At 75.5% G+C, this 20033-nt stretch carries 14 protein-coding genes and 1 pseudogene; 8 read left to right on the top strand and 7 right to left on the bottom strand.

All coding sequences use genetic code 11. The features are described from left to right. Positions 1–22: 22 nt before the first annotated feature. Entirely contained in the window at positions 23–3010 is a 2988-nt protein-coding gene (locus tag ABD946_RS08900; RefSeq protein WP_425558557.1) for a type I polyketide synthase, read from the bottom strand. Between the two features lie 295 nt (positions 3011–3305). Between ABD946_RS08900 and ABD946_RS08895 the strand changes: the two genes are divergently transcribed. After that, positions 3306–3809 (top strand): hypothetical protein, encoded by a 504-nt coding sequence (locus tag ABD946_RS08895; protein WP_345281762.1) that lies wholly within the window; start codon positions 3306–3308, stop codon positions 3807–3809. Positions 3810–3898: 89 nt separating this feature from the next. On the opposite strand, the gene ABD946_RS08890 is transcribed toward ABD946_RS08895, so the two are convergent. The 3 genes and pseudogenes from ABD946_RS08890 to ABD946_RS08880 all read right to left on the bottom strand — a co-directional run bounded on the left by ABD946_RS08890 (position 3899) and on the right by ABD946_RS08880 (position 9346). Further along, complete coding sequence (locus ABD946_RS08890; RefSeq protein ID WP_345281760.1) at positions 3899–5305, bottom strand: helix-turn-helix transcriptional regulator; 1407 nt, start codon at positions 5303–5305, stop codon at positions 3899–3901. A 1129-nt stretch (positions 5306–6434) separates the two neighbouring features. Beyond that, positions 6435–6926, bottom strand: a pseudogene (locus ABD946_RS42555) (AAA family ATPase); the annotation flags it as partial. A 617-nt stretch (positions 6927–7543) separates the two neighbouring features. Continuing rightward, positions 7544–9346 (bottom strand): hypothetical protein, encoded by a 1803-nt coding sequence (locus ABD946_RS08880; protein ID WP_345281756.1) that lies wholly within the window; start codon positions 9344–9346, stop codon positions 7544–7546. Between the two features lie 539 nt (positions 9347–9885). Between ABD946_RS08880 and ABD946_RS08875 the strand changes: the two genes are divergently transcribed. After that, the gene (locus ABD946_RS08875) at positions 9886–10467 is read left to right on the top strand and encodes an AMIN-like domain-containing (lipo)protein (protein ID WP_345281754.1); all 582 of its coding nucleotides are present in this window, start codon (positions 9886–9888) and stop codon (positions 10465–10467) included. Between the two features lie 54 nt (positions 10468–10521). Here the strand turns inward: ABD946_RS08875 and ABD946_RS08870 are convergent, their stop codons facing one another. Then, entirely contained in the window at positions 10522–11094 is a 573-nt protein-coding gene (locus tag ABD946_RS08870; RefSeq protein WP_345281752.1) for a TetR/AcrR family transcriptional regulator, read from the bottom strand. 103 nt (positions 11095–11197) lie between these two features. On the opposite strand from ABD946_RS08870, the gene ABD946_RS08865 reads away from it, so the two are divergent. Further along, complete coding sequence (locus ABD946_RS08865) at positions 11198–11944, top strand: SDR family oxidoreductase (protein ID WP_345281750.1); 747 nt, start codon at positions 11198–11200, stop codon at positions 11942–11944. A 33-nt stretch (positions 11945–11977) separates the two neighbouring features. Here ABD946_RS08865 and ABD946_RS08860 read toward each other — a convergent pair whose 3' ends face one another. Next, positions 11978–12748, bottom strand: coding sequence for a hypothetical protein (locus ABD946_RS08860; protein ID WP_345281748.1), 771 nt, complete (start codon positions 12746–12748; stop codon positions 11978–11980). Between the two features lie 265 nt (positions 12749–13013). Between ABD946_RS08860 and ABD946_RS08855 the strand changes: the two genes are divergently transcribed. The 4 genes from ABD946_RS08855 (at position 13014) to ABD946_RS08840 (ending at position 17739) form a co-directional block, all read left to right on the top strand. Next, a complete protein-coding gene (locus ABD946_RS08855; protein ID WP_345281746.1) occupies positions 13014–15869 on the top strand; it encodes an SCO7613 C-terminal domain-containing membrane protein in 2856 nt (951 codons plus the stop codon). Between the two features lie 144 nt (positions 15870–16013). Further along, positions 16014–16355: a VOC family protein gene (locus ABD946_RS08850; protein WP_345281744.1), complete on the top strand. Its 342-nt coding sequence runs from the start codon at positions 16014–16016 to the stop codon at positions 16353–16355. A gap of 48 nt (positions 16356–16403) precedes the next feature. After that, positions 16404–16712, top strand: a complete 309-nt coding sequence (locus ABD946_RS08845) for a GNAT family N-acetyltransferase (RefSeq protein ID WP_345281742.1) — start codon at positions 16404–16406, stop codon at positions 16710–16712. Positions 16713–16866: 154 nt separating this feature from the next. Then, positions 16867–17739 (top strand): hypothetical protein, encoded by an 873-nt coding sequence (locus ABD946_RS08840; RefSeq protein WP_345281740.1) that lies wholly within the window; start codon positions 16867–16869, stop codon positions 17737–17739. Positions 17740–17795: 56 nt separating this feature from the next. Here ABD946_RS08840 and ABD946_RS08835 read toward each other — a convergent pair whose 3' ends face one another. Beyond that, positions 17796–18245 carry an LppU/SCO3897 family protein gene (locus tag ABD946_RS08835; RefSeq protein WP_345281738.1) on the bottom strand — a complete coding sequence of 150 codons (450 nt, stop codon included), beginning with the start codon at positions 18243–18245 and terminating at the stop codon, positions 17796–17798. A 368-nt stretch (positions 18246–18613) separates the two neighbouring features. On the opposite strand from ABD946_RS08835, the gene ABD946_RS08830 reads away from it, so the two are divergent. Further along, positions 18614–20020, top strand: a complete 1407-nt coding sequence (locus tag ABD946_RS08830) for an FAD-binding oxidoreductase (protein ID WP_345281737.1) — start codon at positions 18614–18616, stop codon at positions 20018–20020. Positions 20021–20033: the final 13 nt, after the last annotated feature.

Raw genomic sequence — 20033 nt, 5'->3', positions numbered from 1 at the left:
GGCGACCACGACCACCGGGTCGTCATCGACGCCGCCGCGCACGGCTGCTGACGGCGCCTCGGGCTCGCCGGCACCGGCCAGGTAGGCGGCGACCGCGCCGGGGGTCGGCCGGTCGTAGGTGAGGGTGGCGGGCAGGCTCAGGCCGGTGGCCCCGGCCAGCCGGTCGCGGAACTCGACGGCGGCGACCGAGTCGAAGCCCAGCTCCTTGAAGGTGTGCGCCGGGTCGACCGCCTCCGGGCCGCGCTGCCCGAGCACCAGCGCGGCGGCCGAGCGGACGGCGGCCAGCGCCTCGGCCTCGGTCAGCCCGCCGGTGGCCTGCTCCACCTCGGCCTCCACCACCGCCCGTTCGGGCAGCGGCGCGGTGGTGCCGTCCAACCAGAGCCGCCGGCGCTGGAAGGCGTAGGTGGGCAGCGCCAGGTGCCCGCCGCCCGGCCCGTACAGCGCGGCCCAGTCCACCGTGCCGCCCCGGACGTGGAGTTCGGCCAGCGAGGTGCGGAACTGCTCCAGCCCGCCGTGATCGCGGCGCAGCGTGCCGGTGACGGCGGCGTCCGTCCCCTCGGTGGTCTGGCCGAGGCCCAGGGTCAGCACCGGGGTGGGCACTGCTCTCCACGAAGCTGCGGTGCCCGTCGGCCAGGGCGGCGCGGACCGCCTGCTCCAACTGCACGGTGGAGCGCAGGTTGCGGTACCAGTAGGCGGCGGTCAGTTCGGTGGTGTCCAGCCGGCCGCCGGTGACGGTGGAGTAGAAGACGGTGTCGGTGGCGCGCGGGCTGATCGCGGCCAGCAGCTCCGGCAGGCGCTCCGCGAGCGACTCGACCTGAGGCGAGTGGGAGGCGTAGTCCACCGGCACCAGCCGGGCCCGGACCTCGCGCTCCCGGTAGCGCTCGACCAGCTCGGCCACCGCCGCTCGGTCTCCCGAGACCACCGTCGAGGCGGGGCCGTTGACGGCGGCGACGCTGATCTTCCCGTCTCCCCTTGCCAGTTCGGCGGCCACCTCGGCGGCGGGCAGCGGCACCGCCGCCATCGCGCCCTGCCCGCTGGTGCCGAGCCCGGCGATGGCCTGCGCACGCAGGGCGACCACGGCGGCGGCGTCCTCCAGCGAGAGCGCCCCGGCGGCGTACGCGGCGGCGATCTCGCCCTGGGAGTGACCGATCACCGCGTCCGGCCGCACGCCCGAGGCGCGCCAGAGCGCGGCCAGGGCGACGTTGACGGCGAACAGCGCGGGCTGCACCACGTCGACCCGCTCCAGGCCGGCCGCGCCGGGCTCGCCGCGCAGCACGTCCGTCAGCTTCCAGTCCACGTACGGGGCGAGCGCCCGCTCCACCGCGGCGATCTCGGCGGCGAACGCCGGTGCGGTGTCCAGCAGTTCGCGGGCCATGCCCTCCCACTGCGACCCCTGGCCGGGGAACACCAGCACGATGCCTCCGCCCCGGTGGGCCCGGCCCTGCACCAGGCCGGTGGCCTGCTCGCCGGCCTCCAACGCCTGGAGTGCCTCCAGCAGTTCGGCCCGGTCCGCACCGCTGACCACGGCACGGTGTTCGAAGTGGCTGCGGGTGGTGGCCAGCGCCCGGCCGACCACCGACGGGTGCGGCCCGTGCTCGTCCTGCGCGAACTCCCGCAGCCGGGCTGCCTGCTGACGCAGCGCCGGGGCCGAGCGGGCGGACAGCGGCCAGAAGCCCCGCCCGTCCCCGCCCTCCGGCCGCTCCGCCCGCAGGGGCGCGGCGCCGAGTACCACGTGCGCGTTGGTGCCGCCGACGCCGAAGGAACTGACACCCGCCAGTGGTGCGTCCTCGGGCCAGGCGGCGGCCTCGACAGCGACCGCGAGGCCGAGCCGATCGAACGGGATGTCGGGGTTCGGCGTCTCGAAGTTGAGGCTGGCGGGCACCGTCCGGTGGTGCACCGCGAGCACGGTCTTGAGCAGACCGACGATCCCGGCCGCGCCCTCCAGGTGGCCGACGTTGGTCTTGGCCGAGCCGACCAGCAGCGGGGTGCCCTCCGGCCGGCCGGCCCCGAGCGCCGCGCCGAGCCCGGCCGCCTCGATCGGGTCGCCGACCCGGGTGCCGGTGCCGTGCAGCTCGACGTACCCGATCCGCCCGGGGGCGACGCCCGCCCGCCGCACCGCCTTCCGGACCACCTCGGCCTGGGCTTCCGCGCTCGGAACGGTCAGGCCCTCGGTGGCGCCGTCGCTGTTCACCGCGCTGCCGTGCAGCACCGCGTAGACCCGGTCGCCGTCCGCGAGCGCCCGCACCAGGGGCTTGAGCACCAGCAGCACGCCGCCCTCGCCGCGCGCGTAGCCGTTGGCCCGGGCGTCGAAGGTGAAGCAGCGGTCGTCCGGCGAGAGGGCGCCGAAGCGCTCGACGGTGAGGGTGGAGTCCGGCGCCAGGTTGAGGTTCACCCCGGCGGCGAGGGCGTACTCCGACTCGCCCGACCGCAGGCTCTCCACCGCCAGGTGGACGGCCACCAGGGAGGAGGACTGCGCGGTGTCCACGGTCAGGCTCGGGCCGCGCAGGTCGAGCGCGTAGGAGACCCGGTTGGCGATGACGCCCTTGTTGAGGCCTGTCAGGGTGTGCCGCGAGACACTGCCGGTGCGGGCCGCCAGAGCCGCGTAGTCGGCCCCGATCGCGCCGACGAACACCCCGGTCCGGGAGCCGCCGAGCGCGGCGGGCAGCACACCGGCGTCCTCCAGCGCCTCCCAGGCGAGTTCCAGCACCAGGCGCTGCTGCGGGTCGGCGGCGGCCGCCTCGGCGGGCGAGATGCCGAAGAACTCCGGGTCGAAGGCGCCGACTTCGTCCAGGTACCCACCCGCCCGCGGCCGCTCACCCTCCGCGAACCGCCCCGGCGGGAACACCCCGACGGCGCTGCCGCCCTCCGCCAGCAGGCGCCAGAACGCCGCCGGGTCCGCCGCCCCCGGCAGCCGGCAGGCGGCACCCACCACGGCCACCGCGTCCGGCGAGGCGGTGTCGGGCACTGCGCCGTCGGGCGCGGAGGGGTCGAACGGTTCCAGGCGAGGCATGGTCGGTCACTCCTGTGGGGAGGCTGTTTCCTTGCCCCTCACCCTTCCGCCCGCCCCGCCCCGCCGGGCCCCTAGGCAACCCCTGTCGTACCCCTAGAGCTCCCCCCACGAGCGCGCTGCTGCCGCACGCGCACGCCAGATGTGCCGGAGGAACACCGGACACCCGTACCGGATGTCCCAGCAGTCCCAACTCCGCCCCATCGTGGATGAGTTGCTCCGGATTCCATCCTCGGGACGGCCCTCCGAGCGGTACGGTGACTGACCCGCGACAGGCGCGGGTGCAGGGGGGTTAGGCATGACGTCCGGACATCGTTCCATCCAGGAGAAGTACTCGATCAACCTCGGGTGCCGCGTGAGCGTGCAGCCCGGGCTCACCGCCACCAGGATCGACTGGAGCATCGCCACCCTGACCGGCGAGGACCCGAACCGGCCCCGGCAGGGCAGCGCGGCCGCGAACTTCACCTGCCCGCGCTGCCGGCGCGGGTTCCGCGTCACCGTGGAGAACAGCGCCAGGGCCCGCACCAAGCGGTGGATCTACGTCGTGGTGGGGGTGGTGCTGCTGCTCTCGCTGCTCTACGTCGTCCCGCAGATCATCTCGATCGGCGGCCAGACGGTCGACGAGAACGACCCGAACGCCACGGACGGGCTCGGACTCCTGCTGCTCTACGCCGTCTTCGCGTTCATCGCGGGTCTGACCTACGCCCGCTACGGCTGGTCCTACGTCGGCATCAAGAAGTTCCGCCGGGTGGCCGCCGACGGCAAGAACTCGGTCCTGGCGAAGGGGCACCGGCTGTTCTGACGCCCGCTCAGGACGCCAGCGGCCGCCCGGTCGGGTGACCGGGCGGCCGGGCTGCCAGGCGGAGCGCGGTCCGGGTGGTCCGGGGGCCGTCAGGCCGGCCGGGCCTTCGCCTCGGTCGGCTCCGCTGCGCCACCGGCCGCCGGGACCACCCGGGCCAGGTCGGCCCGGCGGCGGACGCCGAGCTTGCGGTAGACCCGGGTCAGGTGCTGCTCCACGGTGCTGACGGTGATGTAGAGCCTGCGGGCCACCTCCCGGTTGGACAGCCCCCGGGCGGCCAGTTCGGCCACCCGGCGCTCGGCCTCCGAGAGGCCTTCCAGCGGGGCGGCGTCCTGCACCACCGACAGGGTCGGTGTGGCGCGCAGCCGCCGGTCCGTCTCCCGGGCCCGGCCCGGATCGCCGTCCGTTCCGTGGGCCTCGCTCAACTGGGCCAGCGCCCCCGCGAGTTCGTGCTCCGCCCCGGCCTCCTCCAGCAGGCCGACGGCCCGCTCCAACAACGGGGTGCGTTCCGCCCGCTCACCGGCCGCCGCACGGACCAGCAGCGCGAGACCGCGGATCCGGGCGTGCCCGGCCGAACCGAGCCGGGCCAGCTGCCGGTCCGCAAGCTGGGCCGCGGCGCCCGGGCGGCCGAGCGCCAGCTGCGCCCGGGCCGCACCGATCCGCCAGGGTGCCAGGGCCGGCAGGTGGTCCAGCCCCCAACGGGCCATCACCTCACCGCAGCCCCGGTACTCCGCCAGCGCCTCCTCGGCCCGGCCGGTCGCCAGCAGGTGCCCGGCCCGGGCGTGCCGGTGGTGCAGCCCGGCCGGGGTCAGCTCCATCCCTTCGGGGGCGGCCAGCCCCAGGTAGTGCGCGGCGTCCTCGTGCCGGCCCAGGGCGGTGCGGGCGGCGGCCAGCGTGGAGAGCGGCAACCCCACCGCCACGCCCCAGGCCTCCGGCCGGACCTGGGCGAAGGCCGCCCGCGCCTGTTCGTCGGCTGTGCGCAGGTCGCCCAGCCGCAGCGCGGTCTCGGCCCGCAGCGCCGAGAACAGCGCCTGCCATGTCGGGTTCCCCCGCGCGCCCGAACGCTCGGCGACCGGGCCGCACCAGCGGGCCGCACGGTCCGCCCGGTCGGTGTAGAGGAGCACGGTCAACGCGGAGGTCAGCGCGTCCATCGGCACGCCGCCCAGTCCACCGGCGCGCAGCACCGCCTCCGCCCGCAGCACCGCCTCGGCGGGCTCGACCGTACCGGCGAGCAGCGCCTCCAACAGCCGCAGCCCGTCCGCCCGGTAGGCGCTCCGGTCCGGTCCGGCGGCGGAACCGTCCCGCTCGCCCGGGTACCAGTACGCCAGCCAGGAGCGCAGCCTGGCCGCGCCCTGCGGGTCGGCTCCGCCGTGCTCGAACCGGGCCAGGGCGTCCTGGCCCTCCGTCAGGCGGCCGCGCCAGTACAGGTAACGGATCGAGCGGAGCTCGTGCCGGACCGTCGAGGCGCGGTCGGTGACCGTGCCGGGCAGTGAGGGCACGCACTCGATCCGGTCCTCGCAGGCCGGGGCCAGTGGCCCGAGCGGGTCCGGGGCAGTGTCCCCGAGGTCCTGCTCGGCCTCGGGGAAGCCGACCGGGGCCGCCGGGGCGGGCGGCGGAGTCGCCGCGTTCGGGATCGCCGTCGCGCCGTCCGGATTCCCGGGTGCGAGCTTCAGGGCGGGTGCCGGGGGTCGCGGTCGGCACAGAGGCCGGAACCGGGGCGGGAGCTGGAACCGGAGCGGGAGTTGGAGTCGAGGTCGGGTGCGGGTCCTGGTTCGGGTCCGGGGCCGGCACGGGGGTCGGGGCCGGGGAGGCGGTCGGCCCGGCCAGCGGGGCGGGCACGGCCCACGGACTGCGCAGGTGGCCCTCGGCCGCACGGAACTGTTCGGCCACCGCGCCCTCCGCGGCGCCGCGCCGCCGCAGCAGCTCGCCCGCCCGCCGGTGCAGCGCGGCCAGTTCGCTCGGCCGGACGGCGGCCAACAGGTCACCCCCGGCCGTCGGGTGACGGAAGCCGTCGCCCCGGAACAGCCCGGCCGCGTTCAGCAGGTAGAGCGCCCGGGCGACGGAGTCCGGTACCAGCAGCAGGAGTTCGGCCAGCAGCTCCGGCCCGGCACCGGGGCCGAGCACCGCCACGCCACGTGCGCAGCGCAGCGCCAGCGGGTCGATCCGGTGCAGGCAGTGCATCAGCCCGCGCCGGTAACCCTCCCCCACGACGAGCCGACCCCCCGTTCCCGACCCGACCGTTCCCGACCCGGACGCCGCCGCACCGACCGACCCCACCGCCGCCGCCACACCGACCGCCGCCGCCCCGGCCGCCGCCGGGTCCACCGCTGCGGCGGCCCGCTCCTGGTCGTCCATCAGCGCGTGCACCAGCAGCGGGTTCCCGCCCGTCAGCGCGTGCGCCTCGGCCGCCAGCCGGTCGGCGGCGCCGCTGCCCAGCCGCTCGCGGAACAGCTCCGCGACCACCTCCACCGGCAGCAGCTCCAGCCGGACCTGGTGGTGGTGCGGCTGGCGGGCCAGCTCGACCTCGAAGAAGGGGTTGGGCGGGGTCATGGTCTCGCGCGAGCCGAGCACGGTGAGCACGGGCGCGTTCCTGGTCCGGCGCACCAGGTAGAGCAGGAACTCCAGCGACTGCGGGTCGACGTCCTGCCGGTCGTCCACCGCCACCAGGACGGGGCCCCGGCCCGCCAGGCCCCGGACCAGGCCGAACAGGCCCTCCAGGGTCCGCTGGGTGAGCTGGCCGGGGCCACCGTCGGCGGCCACCGGGCCGGAGCTCTCCGCCACGCCCTGGGCGAGCAGCCGCTCGGCGCTCTCGGCCTCCGCGTGGTCCAGGTCGGCGCTCTGGAACAGCTGTCGGGCCAGCCCGAGCGGGAACTCGCGCTCCAGCGGCGAGCCGGTGCCCAGCAGGACCTGCGCGCCCTGACGGCTCGCCAGATCGGTGAAGGAGTACAGCAGTTCGGTGCGACCGCTGCCGACCGAGCCGTGCAGCGCCGTCACGCCACCCGCCCCGGCGGTGCAGCGCTCCAGGCCCCGGACAAGGCGGGCGAACTCGTTCTCGCGCCCGGTGGGCCGGGCTCTGGGCGGATCCAGTGGGGCGGGCGGGAGGGAGAGGTGCGTGGGCATCGGGTACTCCTGGAGCAGGCGGCGCGCCGGACGGGCAGGCGGATTGCCCTCCGCGTGCGCGGTTCAGGGAACGCGGGGTGCGGCGAACACACGGGCCGGCGAACGCGGGGGTTCGGCGGACGCGGGGTTCGGGGACAGCAGGGGAAAGCGTTTTCCATCGGCCCGCCGCACGTGTCTGCTACTGCGCGGGGCCGACCGCCCTCAGCGACAGAGCGAGCTGGCGCGGCGGTGCAGGTCCACGTCGAGCCTGGCGACCAGACGCAGGCGCGCGGCACCACGGCCGACCGTCACCTGCTCCACTGCCATCCCCGCTTCCGTTCCCCCGGTCCACCACGCCAGGGGCGTGGGGCGTGACGCCGTGTCACCGGACACCACCGGGACACCTGCTGCGGCGGTCCTCCCGGCCCGGTCGCGTTCGGCCCACGGCCACGGCCCGGCACCTGACGGAGTCCACCTGCGATCGAGTCTATGAACCCCCTAGTGACGGAGTCAATCGGCGTCCACGCCGACGCTGCACGAGCCCGTTCTGCTCCGTGGCCGCACCATCGTGGTCGGCTGAGCTGCGCAACTGCCCGGGGGCCCGGCGGGCTGACGGCTCGTCAACCCGCCGGGCCCGTCTAACCCACCGTGATCATCAGCTCGGCGACGTCCGGATCCGGATGGCCCCGCCACGCGGCGAGCTCCTCGCTCCACCACTCCGGAGTCCGGAGACGACCGGTGATCCACCCGACCAGCCGGGCCGCGAGCACGACGCCCTCCGCCGACCCGCGGGCGCGCAGCTGGTCGAGGACGGCCCGCAGCGCGTGCTCCGGCAGCTCGTCGTCCCAGCGGAGACCGAGGCCCTCCGGTAGTCCCGTCCAGCGCAGCGGATGGCCTTCGAGCAGGTCCAGGATCCGGCTCCAGCGCTCTGCGGCCGGATCGCCCCCGACCAGCGCCCGCACCGCCGGGACCATCGCCGTCCGTACGGCCGCCCCGCCGAGCCCGACGGCCGCGAGCCGGTCCGCCAGGACGTCCAGCAGGACGGGCGCGCCGACCTCGGGGCCGAACTGGCCTCCGGCCAGTGCCGCGAGCCGGGTCCGGGCCTGCTCCGCGACCGACCCGTCGTCGGCGCTCGGACCGCCCTGCGCCAGCAGCGCCAGACGGTCCACCACGCGGGTCCAGACTTCGACGTGGGCAGGGCCGTCCTCCACTCCGGCGATCAGCCGGACCGCCGACCGCCAGATCCGGCCCGGCCGCCCGAAGGTCAGCAACTCCCGCTCCACAGCGGCGACTCCGGGTCCGTCGGCACGCATCACGTCACGCAGGACGGTGAACGCGCCGTCGGCGACATCCGGATCCGGGTGCTCCGTCGCCGCGCCCAGGAACCGCTCCAACGCGGGCCGCAGCGCCGCGTCGCGCTCCTGCGTGACGGCCCCGGACACCGCCTCCCAGACGGCCGGTTCCCCCAGGGCGTCCGACAGCCGGGCCGCCACCTCCGGGCGGTCGAGGAATCCCGTGAGCAGGCCCGCCAGCCGGGCCCGCACGTCCCGGTGCAGGCCCGGGGAGTCCCACACCGTCAGGGCCGTGCGGAGCACCACCCGGTCCGACAGGTCCCCCAGGGCGGCGACCAGTTCCTTCCCGGCGCCGACGCCGACCCGGGACACCGTGCCGGTCAGCCATCCGGTCAGCAGCGACTCGGCCTCCCCCTCGCCGCTCCGGGCCAGCAGGTGACGGACCGCCAGGGCGGCCGCCCGTCCGCGCACCCCGCTCCCACCCAGGTGGGCCACCACCAGCGGCAGCGCCTCCTCGGGCGGCGCCACCTGCGCCACCTGCCACAGCGCGGCGGCCGCCACCGGCTGCGGCCCGCGTTCGACCGCCTCCCTCAGCAGGACGGGATCGGTCAGCACCCGAGCGGCGGCCACCCGTCCGGCCGGCTCGGCCGCGTCGTCGAAGACGTCCGGCCCCACCAGCGCCGTGTGGGCCGCCGCGGCCTGCGGACCCGTCCCGGGCGGCAGCGGCGGCGCCCAGGCGACGCCGTGCTCCCGGGCCCGGGTGAAGACGCCCGCCAGCAGGTCGGTCCGACGGCGGGAAAGCACCTCCCAAACGGCCTCCGTCGGGACGGAGGCCGGCTCGGCGCCGACCAGCCGGCCACAGCGGACGTCCCGCCCGCCGCCGGCCGGGCGCAGCCACAGCGCGGCCGCCAACTCCCGCAAGTCGTCGTGCTGTTGCCCCCGGATCCCGTCCCGATCGGACTGCGCCTGCCCGCCCAGCAGGTACGCCTCCAGGCGGGCATCCACCGTCGGCAGTGGGGGCAGCATCGCGGCCAACCGCAGCCAGCGCCCGGGTCGGCGCATCGCCGGGGTCGCGTGCAGACGTTCCCACACTCCCTCCGCCACCGGCACGGAGAACCCCAGCGGGCAGCAGCCGGTCGGCCAGGTCACGCCTGCCGGTCCTGCGCAACTGCCGGTAGAGGGCCAGCCGGTGGGCCTGCGGCGCGGTCCCGGCGACCTCGGCCAAGGCCTCGTCCGGAACGGGCAGCCGTCCGGCCGCGGCCAGGGCGCGGGAACGGAGGGCGGGGTCGTGGAGCGCCGCCACCACGCGGTCGAGGTCCCGGCGGACGGTCGCCAGGAAGAGCGCCGTGTGCCGGTCCTCGTCGCTCCCGCAGTCCAGGGAGGCGTGCACCTCGCGGTACTCGTCGGGGGTCAGCCGCCGGGCCCACTGCGCGATCGTGCGCTGCTGGGCGGCCCGGGGCAGGTCCTGGTGACTCGGGATGCCCCAGCGGTCCTTCTGCTGCTCTGCCACCGCGCTCACCTGCTGGTGAGGCGCGCGGCCTTTCGCTTCGTCGTCATGGCCGGGGATGCTGCCACCCCACCGACCGCGTGCGCAACTCCCTTACCGGTCGGGGCCCGGCGCGCAACCATCGGCGGTCTGCCCACGTCCTTGTTCGTGACTGGCCGGGAACGAGCCGAGGAGGCACCCGATGAAACGCCTGGTCGTGATCCCCCTGGTGGCCGTCCTGCTCGGCGGCGGCGTGGCCTCGGCCGCGCCCGCCGCCCCCGCCGCACCGGCGGCAGCAGGCTCGGTGACCTGCCCCACGGGCTGGGGCAGCCTGCCGAAGTCCGCCACCTCCACCAACTCCCAGCCCCTCACCAACGTCCGCGCCGGTGCCCATTCCTGCTTCGACCGCCTCGTCCTCGACGTACCGGGCACCTCCGCCGCCCACCCGGTCGGCTACCACGTCCAGTACGTCGACACCCTCTACCAGGACGGCTCCGGCCGCCCCATCGCCGTCCGCGGCGGAGCGGTTCTGGAGATCTACGCCGACGCCCCCTCCTACTCGCCCGCGACCGGCACCCCCACCTACCCGGGCCGCGCCGGCCAGCCGCCTCCCGGCGTGGACCTCACCGGTTACCGCACCTTTGTGGAGGCCAAGTTCGCCTCCAGCTTCGAGGGCCGCACCCAGCTCGGCCTCGGCGTCCGGGCGCGACTCCCCTTCCAGGTCTTCCAGTTGGACGACCGCCTGGTCATCGACGTCGCCCACAGCTGGACCGCGACTCCCTGACCCGACTCCGCCCGAAGCACCTGACCGGTTCGCCGCCGGCACGGCGCGGCGGCTTCACCCTCGGACGCGGAGGCCGTCGAGGGCGATGCCGAGGAGCCGTTGGGCCCGGGCCCGCCCGTCCGGCGCGTCGGTCCAGTCGACGCGCCACAGGAAGCCGACCAGGAGCAGCACGTCCGCGGCGTCCACGTCGGGCCGCACCTCTCCGGCCTCCCGGCAGGCGGCCAGCAGCCGTTCGATCGCGTCGACCACCGGCTGGTAGTGCTCCGCGGACAGGTCGCTCCGGGTGGCCGCGTCCAGCGCCCCGGCCATTCCGTGCTTGACCCGCCCGAACTCCGCCAGCCGGTCGAACCACGACCGCAGCGCCGGCCACGGCTCCTGACGGGCCGACAGTTCCCCGGCCAGCGAGACGAGTTCGGTGACGTCCTGCCGGTAGACCTCGAGCACCAGCGCCTCCCGCGTGGCGAAGTGCCGGTAGAGCGTGCCCTGCCCGACGCCCGCCTCCCCCGCGATCGACTTCAGCGTGACCTCACCGCCGGAGCGCGCCAGCGCACCCCGTGCCACCGCCAGGATGCGCGCACGGTTCTGCTCCGCGTCGGCACGTCGTGCCGCCGGTGAATCCTCAGCCATTCCCAACCCTCCGACCGTCGCCCCCATCATAAGCGGACACGTGTCCGCTAGGCTTGCCGCAGTTCCGGACACGTGTCCGGTTCGACTCCAAGGGGGCACACCCATGTCCGGAACCGACGGCATCCGAGGCAAGACCATCGCCATCACCGGTGCGAGCAGCGGCATCGGCGAGGCCACCGCACTCCTGCTGGCGGAGCGCGGCGCCCGCCTCGTCCTCGGCGCCCGGCGCACCGACCGCCTGCGCGACCTGGCCGCCCGCATCGCCGATCTGGGCGGCGAGGCCGTCTGGGCCGCCACCGACGTCACCCGCCACGCCGACCTGGCCGCCCTGGTGACGCTCGCCCGGGACCGGTTCGGACGCCTCGACGTCCTGGTCGCCAACGCCGGGATCGGCCCGGTCTCCCCGCTCGACGACCTGCGGGTCGAGGACTGGGAGGCGATGGTCGACGTCAACTTCAAGGGCGTCCTCCACGGGATCGCCGCCGCGCTGCCGGTCTTCCGCGCCCAGGGCGGCGGCCAGTTCGTCCACGTCGTCTCCACTGCGGGCCTGAAGGTCGTGCCGAACCAGGCCGTGTACGCCGCGACCAAGAACGCGGTCCGCACCGTCTCCGAGGGCCTGCGCCTGGAGGCCGGGCCGGACGTCCGGGTGACCGTGGTCTCACCCGGTTTCGTCCGGACGGACTTCATCGACTCCGTCCCCGACGACCGCGTGCGCGCCGAACTCGCCTCCGCGAAGGACGAGTTCGCGATCCCTCCGGCGGCGGTCGGCGAGGCCATCGCCTTCGCGGTCGCCCAGCCCGCCGCCGTGGACGTCAACGACATCGTCGTACGGCCCACCGCCCAGCGGTGAGGCGCCGCGGCCGGCCCGGCCGGCCGCTCGCCCTCAGCCCGGGTAGACGAGCGAGCCCAGCGGCGGACAGGGCAGCAGGGCGTGCGAGACGCCGGGCCGCTCGACGAAGGCCCGGAGCTCGCCCGCCTGGAGGCGGTGCGACTCCAACCCGTCGGCGTACCAGGCGTCGCGCCTGGCCCGGCCGTAGTCCCAGGAGTCGTCGATCAGACTGAGGCTGAAGTTGCCCGAGGCGCGCTGGAGGTCCGCCCGGACGGCGGCGGCCTGGAGCGCGGTCTGGGTGGCGGCCAGGTCGACGCGGGTCATCAGGACGCCGACCGTGTCGGGTTCACGGGTCGGCATCGGGGCCTGCGGAAGCAGGGACACCCCGTTGTCCAGACGGCCGATGTTGTCGACGCTCGCGTCCCGGGACTGCTTCATCATGATCTGCGCCTCCCGGTGCAGCCAGAACAGCTCGTCCAGGTCCGCCTGGGATATCCGCATCCGCGCGTACAGCGCCTGGAACCGCGGATCGCGGTGGAGCGGGGCCACCACCGGCATGTGGAGGAGCACGCAGTCGTTGTAGCCCCCGTCCACCGCGGCCTCCAGGTGGAACAGGGCCACCTCCCACTGCCCCTGCGCGATGGCCAGCCCGGCGAGGCTCCCCCGCCCGGCGGCGGCCAGCCAGGCGGCCTGCGGCCCCAGCGCCGTCGCGCGCTCGACGACCTCGTGCAGGCCCCGGGTGCCCGCCGTCGGGGCACCCCTGGTCAGCATGTCCGCCAGCACCTCGTGCAGACGGTTCATCACGGTGTTGACGGTGTCGACCACGGGTCACCTCGGGCTTCGGCGGGGAACGGTCACGGAAGTGCCGATCGTGCGGCGCTCCGGTGAAGATGACGGTCCGTCAGAGTGATCAGTTCCGACGGCTCTCCGACTTCCCGGCCGCACCGCCTCCCCACCCGTGCCGGCCCGGCCCTCACGGGGCCCCGACGGAGCCCCGACCGGCCGCCCCGGTACCGCCGAGCGGCTGAGCACGGGAGATGAGTAGCCGTACTCATGGCCGAGCACCCGCTCCGGCCTCACAATCTCCGTCATGACGACCGGTTCACTGCCCTGTCCGGGTTGCGGAGCGCCACTGGCCACCGCCCCCGGAACCGCCCGCTGCCCCGCCTGCCGGCTGCCGCTGCTCGGACAGGACGCTGCCGCGCTCTGGCAGGTGACCGTCGCCCTGAACGCGCTCGACGCCCAACGGCAGGGTCTGATCGTCCGGCGCGACCAGCTCCTCGGCGCCCTGCGCGCCCGACAGGACCTTCCCGACCCGCCGACGCCGCTGCCCTGGTCGCAGCAGCTGTCCGCGGGCCCCGTCGGCCCCGTCGGCCCCAACTGGGCGGCGCCCGCCGCACCCTGGGGGCGGCCGCCCGTGCCCGCAGCAGGCAAGGAGGTCTCCGGGCCCTCGGCGCAGACCGTGCTGCTGGTGCTCGGCGGCCTGATGGTGGCGATCGCCGCGCTGGTCTTCACCGTCGTCAGCTGGGGCAGCCTCGGCATCGGCGGCCGGGCCGCCGTGCTCGCCGGCGTCACCCTGTGCGCGCTCCTCGCCCCGCTGCCGCTGCGCCGCCGCGGCCTGACCGCCACCGCCGAGACCTCCGCCGTGCTCGGCCTGGCCCTGGTCCTGCTGGACTGGCTCGCGGCCCGCACCGTCGGCCTCGCCGGTCTCGACCGCGTCCCCGCCGCCTCCTACTGGGCGGCCGCCACCGCCCTGACCGCCCTCGGCGCGGCGTCCTACGGCACCGTCCTCAAGCTCCGCGGCCCGCGGGCCGCCGCCCTGGCCCTCGCCCAACTGCCGCTCTCACTGGCCGCCCTGGCGATCGACACCGACATCGGCGGCTACGCGACGGCCTTCCTGCTCACCGCCCTGCTCGACCTCCTCCTGGCCACCCGCACCTCCCGCCGTGCTCCGGGCGCCCGCACGGACACCGTCACCGCCACGCCCGTCACCGCCCCGGCCTCCACGGCGGGCGGCCTCAGCCACGCGCTCGTCGCCTGCGGCGTCGGCTTCACCCTGCTCGGCGCCCTCACCTCCGCCACCCAGCTGCTCACGGCGACGTCCCTGACGGAGGCCCGGCTCGCCTGGCCCGCGCTCGCCCTGCTCTCGGCCCTCGGCGTCGCGGTCTCCACCGGGCGTCCGGCCGGCCTGCTCCCCCGCACGGTCGGACACGAACTGCGCTGCGCGGCCGCCGTCCTGGCCGGCGCCGCGCCGCTCGCCGCGATCGGCGCGAGCCTGCGCTTCTCGCTCCCCGCCTCCTGGGTCCCGGCCGGTTACGCCGTCCCCGGTGCGCTCCTGCTGCTCGCCGCCCTCCAGGTCCTGACCTCCGCCACGCCCGTGACCGCCCCGTACGAGGCCGCCGCCTCCGAGGCCGGCACGCCCGAGGCCGCCACCTCCGAGGCCGGCAGGTCGAGCAGGACGCCCGACGCGGACGGCGGCGCCCTCGGAGGGTCCCCGGCCCAGGGAGCCACCCCGCACCCGGCAGCCGCCGACGCCACCGGTCCCGCGACGCCGCCCGCCCCGCCCACCTCCCTCGGCCTGTTCATCGCCGGAGCCGCCGCCGTCCTCCTCGCCCAACTCGCCGTCCTGCCCGCCCTGGCCCGTGCCTTCTTCGGCCCGGTCGAGCGCTGGGCCCTCGCCTGGGACTGGCCCGGTACCGACGCCACCGAGCTCCACACCACCACCTGGTCGTTCCCCCTCGCCCCCGCCGCCCTGTTCGCGCTGCTGACCGCCCTCCTGGCCACCACCGCGCTCCGCTGCACCCGCACCGGCCGCACCGCCCCCGCCCGCGTCCTGCTCCGCACCGCCCTCGCCACCGGCTCGACGCTCGCCTGCCTGCTCCCCGCCCTCTTCGAACTCCCCCTCACCACCGGGGCGTTCTGGGCCCTGGCGCTCACCGCGGCCGCCACCGCCCTCGTCCTCGCCCTCCAGCGCCCCACCGACCCCACCTCCCACCTGCTCGTGCTCCTCCCGTCCGCCACCGCCGCCGTGATCTGGGGCGGCACCGACCGGACCGCGACGCTCGTCGTCTGGTCCGCCCTGACGGCCGGCGCCGCGCTCCTCGCCTCCCGGCTCCCGCAGCGCTGGGCAGCGCCCTTCGGCGGCTTCGCCGTGGCCTCCCTCGCCGTCACCGCCCTCGCCGCCGGGCAGACCGGCGGTCTGGCGGCGTACGAGCTCGCGTTCCTCCTCCTCGCCGTGACCGCCCTCACCGTCGCGGCGGCCGCCGGCATCGCGCACCGGGGCGACCGCAGCTCGCTCGCCCTGGCCGTGGAGGGGACGGGATACGCCCTCGCGCTCCCCGCCTTCGCCCTGACGGCCGGTCACCCGGGGGCGCTCAGCCTGGCCCTGGCCGTCGGCGGTGTGCTGGCGCTCGCCGTGGCGCTGCGGCCGGACCGCCGCCGGGCGGCACTGGTCGGCACCGGGCTGCTGGTGCTCTCCTCCTGGGTGCGGCTCGCCCTGGCCGGGGTCACCGTCCCCGAGCCGTACACGCTGAGCGTGGCGGCCGCCGCGCTGACCATCGGTCACCTGCGGCGGCGCCGCAGCCCGGAGCTCTCCTCCACGGCCGCCTACGGCGCCGGACTCGGCCTCGCCCTGCTGCCCAGCCTGGTCGCGGTCTGGGCCGAGCCGACCTGGCCGCGCCCGCTGCTGCTCGGCACGGCGGCCCTCGCCCTGACCGTCCTGGGTGCCCGGCAGCGGCTCCGCGCCCCGCTGCTCTTCGGTGCCGTCACCCTCACCGCCGTGGCGGTGCACGAGCTCACCCCGCTGGTGACCCAGCTCATCGGCGCCCTGCCCCGCTGGGTCCCGCTGGCGGCGGCGGGTCTGCTCCTGCTGGTCCTCGGGGCCACCTACGAGCGTCGCCTGCGCGACGCCCGCCGGGTCCGCGACGGTCTGCGGCGCCTCCACTGAGGGTCCCCGCCGGGCACGGACGGTCCGGGGCCGGCCCCGAGCCGACGGACCGGGGCCGGTACGGAGTTGACGGACCGCTCCGGCGCAGATGACGGCATGTCAGGCGCTTGACGCGGGCGGGGGCGGCTGTGGTTAGGGTGATCCATGACTGTCTCCGCAACGATGATCACGATCGACTGCTCCTCCCCGCGCGAACTGGCCCAGTGGTGGGCCACCGTGCTCGACGCCGAGATCTCCCAGGACTTCGGCGAGTTCGTGATGGTCGGTGCGAAGCCGTTGACGCTCGGGTTCCAGCAGGTGTCCGAACCCAAGCTGAGCAAGAACCGGGTCCACCTGGACCTCACGGCCGACGACCTGGCGGCCGAGGTCCGGCGGTTGGTGGAGCTGGGCGCCACGGTCGTCGGCGAACAGCAGGCGCCCGGCCTGTCCTGGACCGTTCTCCAGGACCCGGCCGGCAACGAGTTCTGCGTCAGCCACGGCCACTGACGGACCGCACGCGCGTACGAGCGCCTCACCGACCAGGCTGGAGCCCCGATGGAATCGAAGATCGTCGACCGCCAAGACCTCTCCCGCTACGAGGTCATAGTCGACGGCGACCGGCTCGCCGGCTTCGCCGAGTACCGCCTCGGAGAGGGCGAGATCGCCTTCACCCACACCGAGGTCAACCCGGCCTTCGAGGGCCAGGGCCTGGCGAGCTCGCTCGCCCGCTTCGCCCTGGACGACGCCCGCGAGCGCGGCCTCGCCGTGCTCCCGTACTGCCCGTACATCAAGGCCTGGATCGCCAAGCACCCGGAGTACGTGGACCTCGTCCCGGTCGACAGCCGCGACTACTTCGAGCTCTGAGCCCCCGCCCCCCTCGCCCGTCCCCGCCCGTCCGCCGGGGACCCGTGAACCCGGCCGGGGTGCCGCGTACCTGATCGCGCGGCACCCCGGTCGTCCCGCTCTCCGTCCCCCGCCGTTCACCTTCCGCCGCCAGACTCCAGGGCGGAGGTGCGGAGTGGACCGGAAGACCAGCACGGCGCAGGGCCAGGGGGCGTTGGCACCCTGGCGGGTACTGCTCGGCGAACGGCCCGGGGGCGGCCCCGAGCGGCTGACGGAGGACCACATCGTGGTGCTGCCGGACGCGGTGGTGGTGCTCGACGGAGTCTCGACCGTCAGCGACGAGACACCGCTCGGCGGCTGGTACGCGCGGACCCTGGGCGCGCAGCTGTCCGAGCAGCTCCTCGGCCGTCCGGCACTCCCGCTGCCCGCCCTGCTGGCCTCCGCGATAGCCGCCGTCGCCACCGGGCACGGCCTCCGGCCGGGCCGCGGCCCGGCCGCCACCGTCGCCGTGGTCCGCCGCAACGGCCCCCGCCTGGAGGCGGCCGTGCTCGGTGACAGCCCGGTGGTGGCGTTCCACCGGGACGGCTCCGTTTCGGTGCTCAGCGACGACCGGCTGGCCGGACTGCTCGACCCCCGTCCACAGACCACCGAGTACCGCGCCCGGCTCGCCGCCGGGTCCGGCTTCGACCGTCGCCACCGCGAACTGATGCGTGAGCTCCGCGAGTTCCAGCACACCGTGATCAACCGCGACGGCGGCTACTGGGTTGCCGAGGCCACCCCCGAGGCCGGACTGCGCGCCGTCACCGCCGCCTGGCCCCTCGCCGAGCTGACCGACGTCCTCCTGCTCACCGACGGCGTCTCCTCCGCCGTCACCGACCACCACCTCCTCGACTGGCCCGCCCTCGTCGCCGACTCCCGCCGCAGCCACCCCCAGCAGGTCGTCGACGCGATCCACCACGCCGAGACCACCGACCCCGACGCCATCGCCTGGCCCCGCCCCAAACCCCACGACGACAAGGCCCTGGCCCACCTCCGCCTCGACTCCTGAACAGGCGCCGCCCTGAGAGCCCCTGACGGCCCGTCGGACGGCCTCGTCAGGAGTTGTCAGGAGTAGTCGTTGCGGCCCAGGCAGAGGCTGAAGGAGGCGCTGCGGCGCTCCTCGCGGTAGGTGGCGATGGTGCCCGGGACCTCGTCGCAGGCGTCCTCGTTCACCAGGTGGATCATCTTGATCACCACGAACTCGGCCTCGGGGGCGGAGCACGGCACCACACTGACCTCCGGGTCCTCGGTGGTGCCGGTGTTGTGCACGCAGTCACCGGCGTCGGCGGTGATCGGGGCGTCGCGGTAGTAGTAGCCGGCCACCACCAGCGCCGCCGCGACCAGGGCGACCAGCCCGAGCCCCGCCAGGCCGCCCCGCAGCAGACGCCGGACCCGGCGCCGCGGCGGGACCCACGGCGGCGGTGCGTCCGGGCCCGGGCCCGACGCTGCGGCCGGATCCCAGGCTCCCCCGGGCCGGTCCGCGGCGTACTGGTCGGCGGTCGGCGGTGTGCTCATCTCGGAATCCCCCCGTGGTCGTCGCGCACTCTCGGCCCCGAGAGACTAGGGCATGACAAAGCGGGCGTGAAGAGCCGTTCTCGGGAAGTGCCTCGGATTTCCACCGGTCGGACGAGTACTCAAATCCGGTTAATCACCTGCGGAGTGGAGGAATTATGACACAACCCCACGTCAGACACGTGGGTTGTCCTGAAAATGCGTCAACTGGCGTGCGCGTCCCGGCAGGATCGAAGGCGAATCGGAGCGCACTCCGCGACCGCCCCTCCCACGGTGCGCCCGAGAATGACGAGAACGCGTCACCTGCTCCCCTCCGATTCGACCGTGCCATCCGTCCACCGGCTTTTCCGCACTGACGACTTGGGTGATTCGTGAACGCTGTTCCGGCCGTGCACCTGCGGACCACGGCTCTGCCGGAGATCTCCGAGCTCCGCGCCCTGCTCGGCGGGGACGCGCTCCTCCAGGAGGAGGGCGAGGTCCGCCCCTACGCCGGGGACCGCGCCGACACGGTCGAACACGAGTTGCCGCTCGCCGTCGCGCTGCCGCAGGACGTCGAACAGGTCCGGCGGGTCGCCCGGTGGGCCAGCCGTCACCGCGTGCCGCTGGTACCGCGCGGGGCGGGCAGCGGGCTCGCGGGCGGGGCGTCCGCGCTGGCGCGCGGGGTCGTGCTCTCGCTCGAACGGCTCTCCGCGATCCGGGAGTTGAACGCCGCCGACCAGTACGCCGTGGTGGAGGCCGGGGTGGTGAACGGCGCGCTCGGCCGGGCCGCCGCCGCACAGCGGCTGTTCTACCCGCCGGATCCGGGCAGCGCCGGGGTCTCCACCATCGGCGGGAACGTGGCCACCAACGCCGGGGGGCTGCGCTGCGTGAAGTACGGCGTCACCGCCGACAACGTGCTCGGACTCGAAGTGGTGCTCGCCGACGGCCGGTTGGTCCGCACGGGCGGGCGCACCCTCAAGAACGTCGCCGGGTACGACCTGACCCGGCTGTTCGTCGGTTCGGAGGGCACCCTCGGCATCATCACCGCGGCGACCCTGCGGCTGCGCCCGGTGCCGACCACCGAACCGGCCACCTTCACCGCCGGGTTCGACGGCCTGCGGGCCGCCGGCGCGGCCGTCGCCTCGATCGCCCGGCTGTCCGGACGGCCGTCCATGCTCGAACTGCTCGACCGCGCCGCGCTGGACGCCGTCGAGGCCTACCGGCCGAGCGACGCGGACACCACCTCCGCCGTCCTGCTCATCGGCCAGGCCGACGGCGGCGACGCCCAGCGGCTGGTGGCCGAGATGGTGCGGCTCTGCCAGGAGCAGGGGGCCACCTCGATGACGATGTCCAGCAGCGCGGACGGGGCCGAGGAGATGCTCTCCGTCCGGCGTTCGGCGGGGGAGGCGCTGCTCGCCTCCGGCGCGGCCACCATCGTGGAGGACCTGGTGGTGCCGCGCAGCCGCCTGGTCGAGATGCTGGGCCACATCGAGCGCACCGGCCGGGAGGGCACCGTCCGGATCGCCACCGTCGGCCACGCCGGGGACGGCAACCTGCACCCGGTCCTGATCCTCCCCGACCGCACCCCCGAAACCTTCCGCGAGGCCCACCGCAAGACCGAGCAGCTCTGGCGCAAGGCCCTCGACCTCGGCGGCTCGATCACCGGCGAACACGGCGTGGGCACCCTCAAGCGCAGCCGGCTCGCCACCGCCCTGGACCCGGCCGTGCTCGACCTCCACCGCAGCGTCAAGCACGCCTTCGACCCGCTGGGGATCCTCAACCCTGGCAAGGCCTTCTGAGACACCCGTCGCC

Source organism: Kitasatospora albolonga (assembly GCF_039535905.1).
In the GTDB taxonomy this organism is placed as follows: Bacteria; Actinomycetota; Actinomycetes; order Streptomycetales; family Streptomycetaceae; genus Kitasatospora; species Kitasatospora albolonga.
The sequence above is the reverse complement of the archived record's forward strand: the minus strand, read 5'-3'. Positions and strand labels throughout refer to the sequence as shown.

Bases quoted from the DNA above. Each gene is read 5' to 3' on its own strand.
- ABD946_RS08900 (WP_425558557.1), bottom strand. From the start codon at position 3,010: ATGCCTCGCCTGGAACCGTTCGACCCCTCCGCGCCCGACGGCGCAGTG.
- ABD946_RS08895 (WP_345281762.1), top strand. From the start codon at position 3,306: ATGACGTCCGGACATCGTTCCATCCAGGAGAAGTACTCGATCAACCTC.
- ABD946_RS08875 (WP_345281754.1), top strand. From the start codon at position 9,886: ATGAAACGCCTGGTCGTGATCCCCCTGGTGGCCGTCCTGCTCGGCGGC.
- ABD946_RS08870 (WP_345281752.1), bottom strand. From the start codon at position 11,094: ATGGCTGAGGATTCACCGGCGGCACGACGTGCCGACGCGGAGCAGAAC.
- ABD946_RS08865 (WP_345281750.1), top strand. From the start codon at position 11,198: ATGTCCGGAACCGACGGCATCCGAGGCAAGACCATCGCCATCACCGGT.
- ABD946_RS08855 (WP_345281746.1), top strand. From the start codon at position 13,014: ATGACGACCGGTTCACTGCCCTGTCCGGGTTGCGGAGCGCCACTGGCC.
- ABD946_RS08850 (WP_345281744.1), top strand. From the start codon at position 16,014: ATGACTGTCTCCGCAACGATGATCACGATCGACTGCTCCTCCCCGCGC.
- ABD946_RS08845 (WP_345281742.1), top strand. From the start codon at position 16,404: ATGGAATCGAAGATCGTCGACCGCCAAGACCTCTCCCGCTACGAGGTC.
- ABD946_RS08835 (WP_345281738.1), bottom strand. From the start codon at position 18,245: ATGAGCACACCGCCGACCGCCGACCAGTACGCCGCGGACCGGCCCGGG.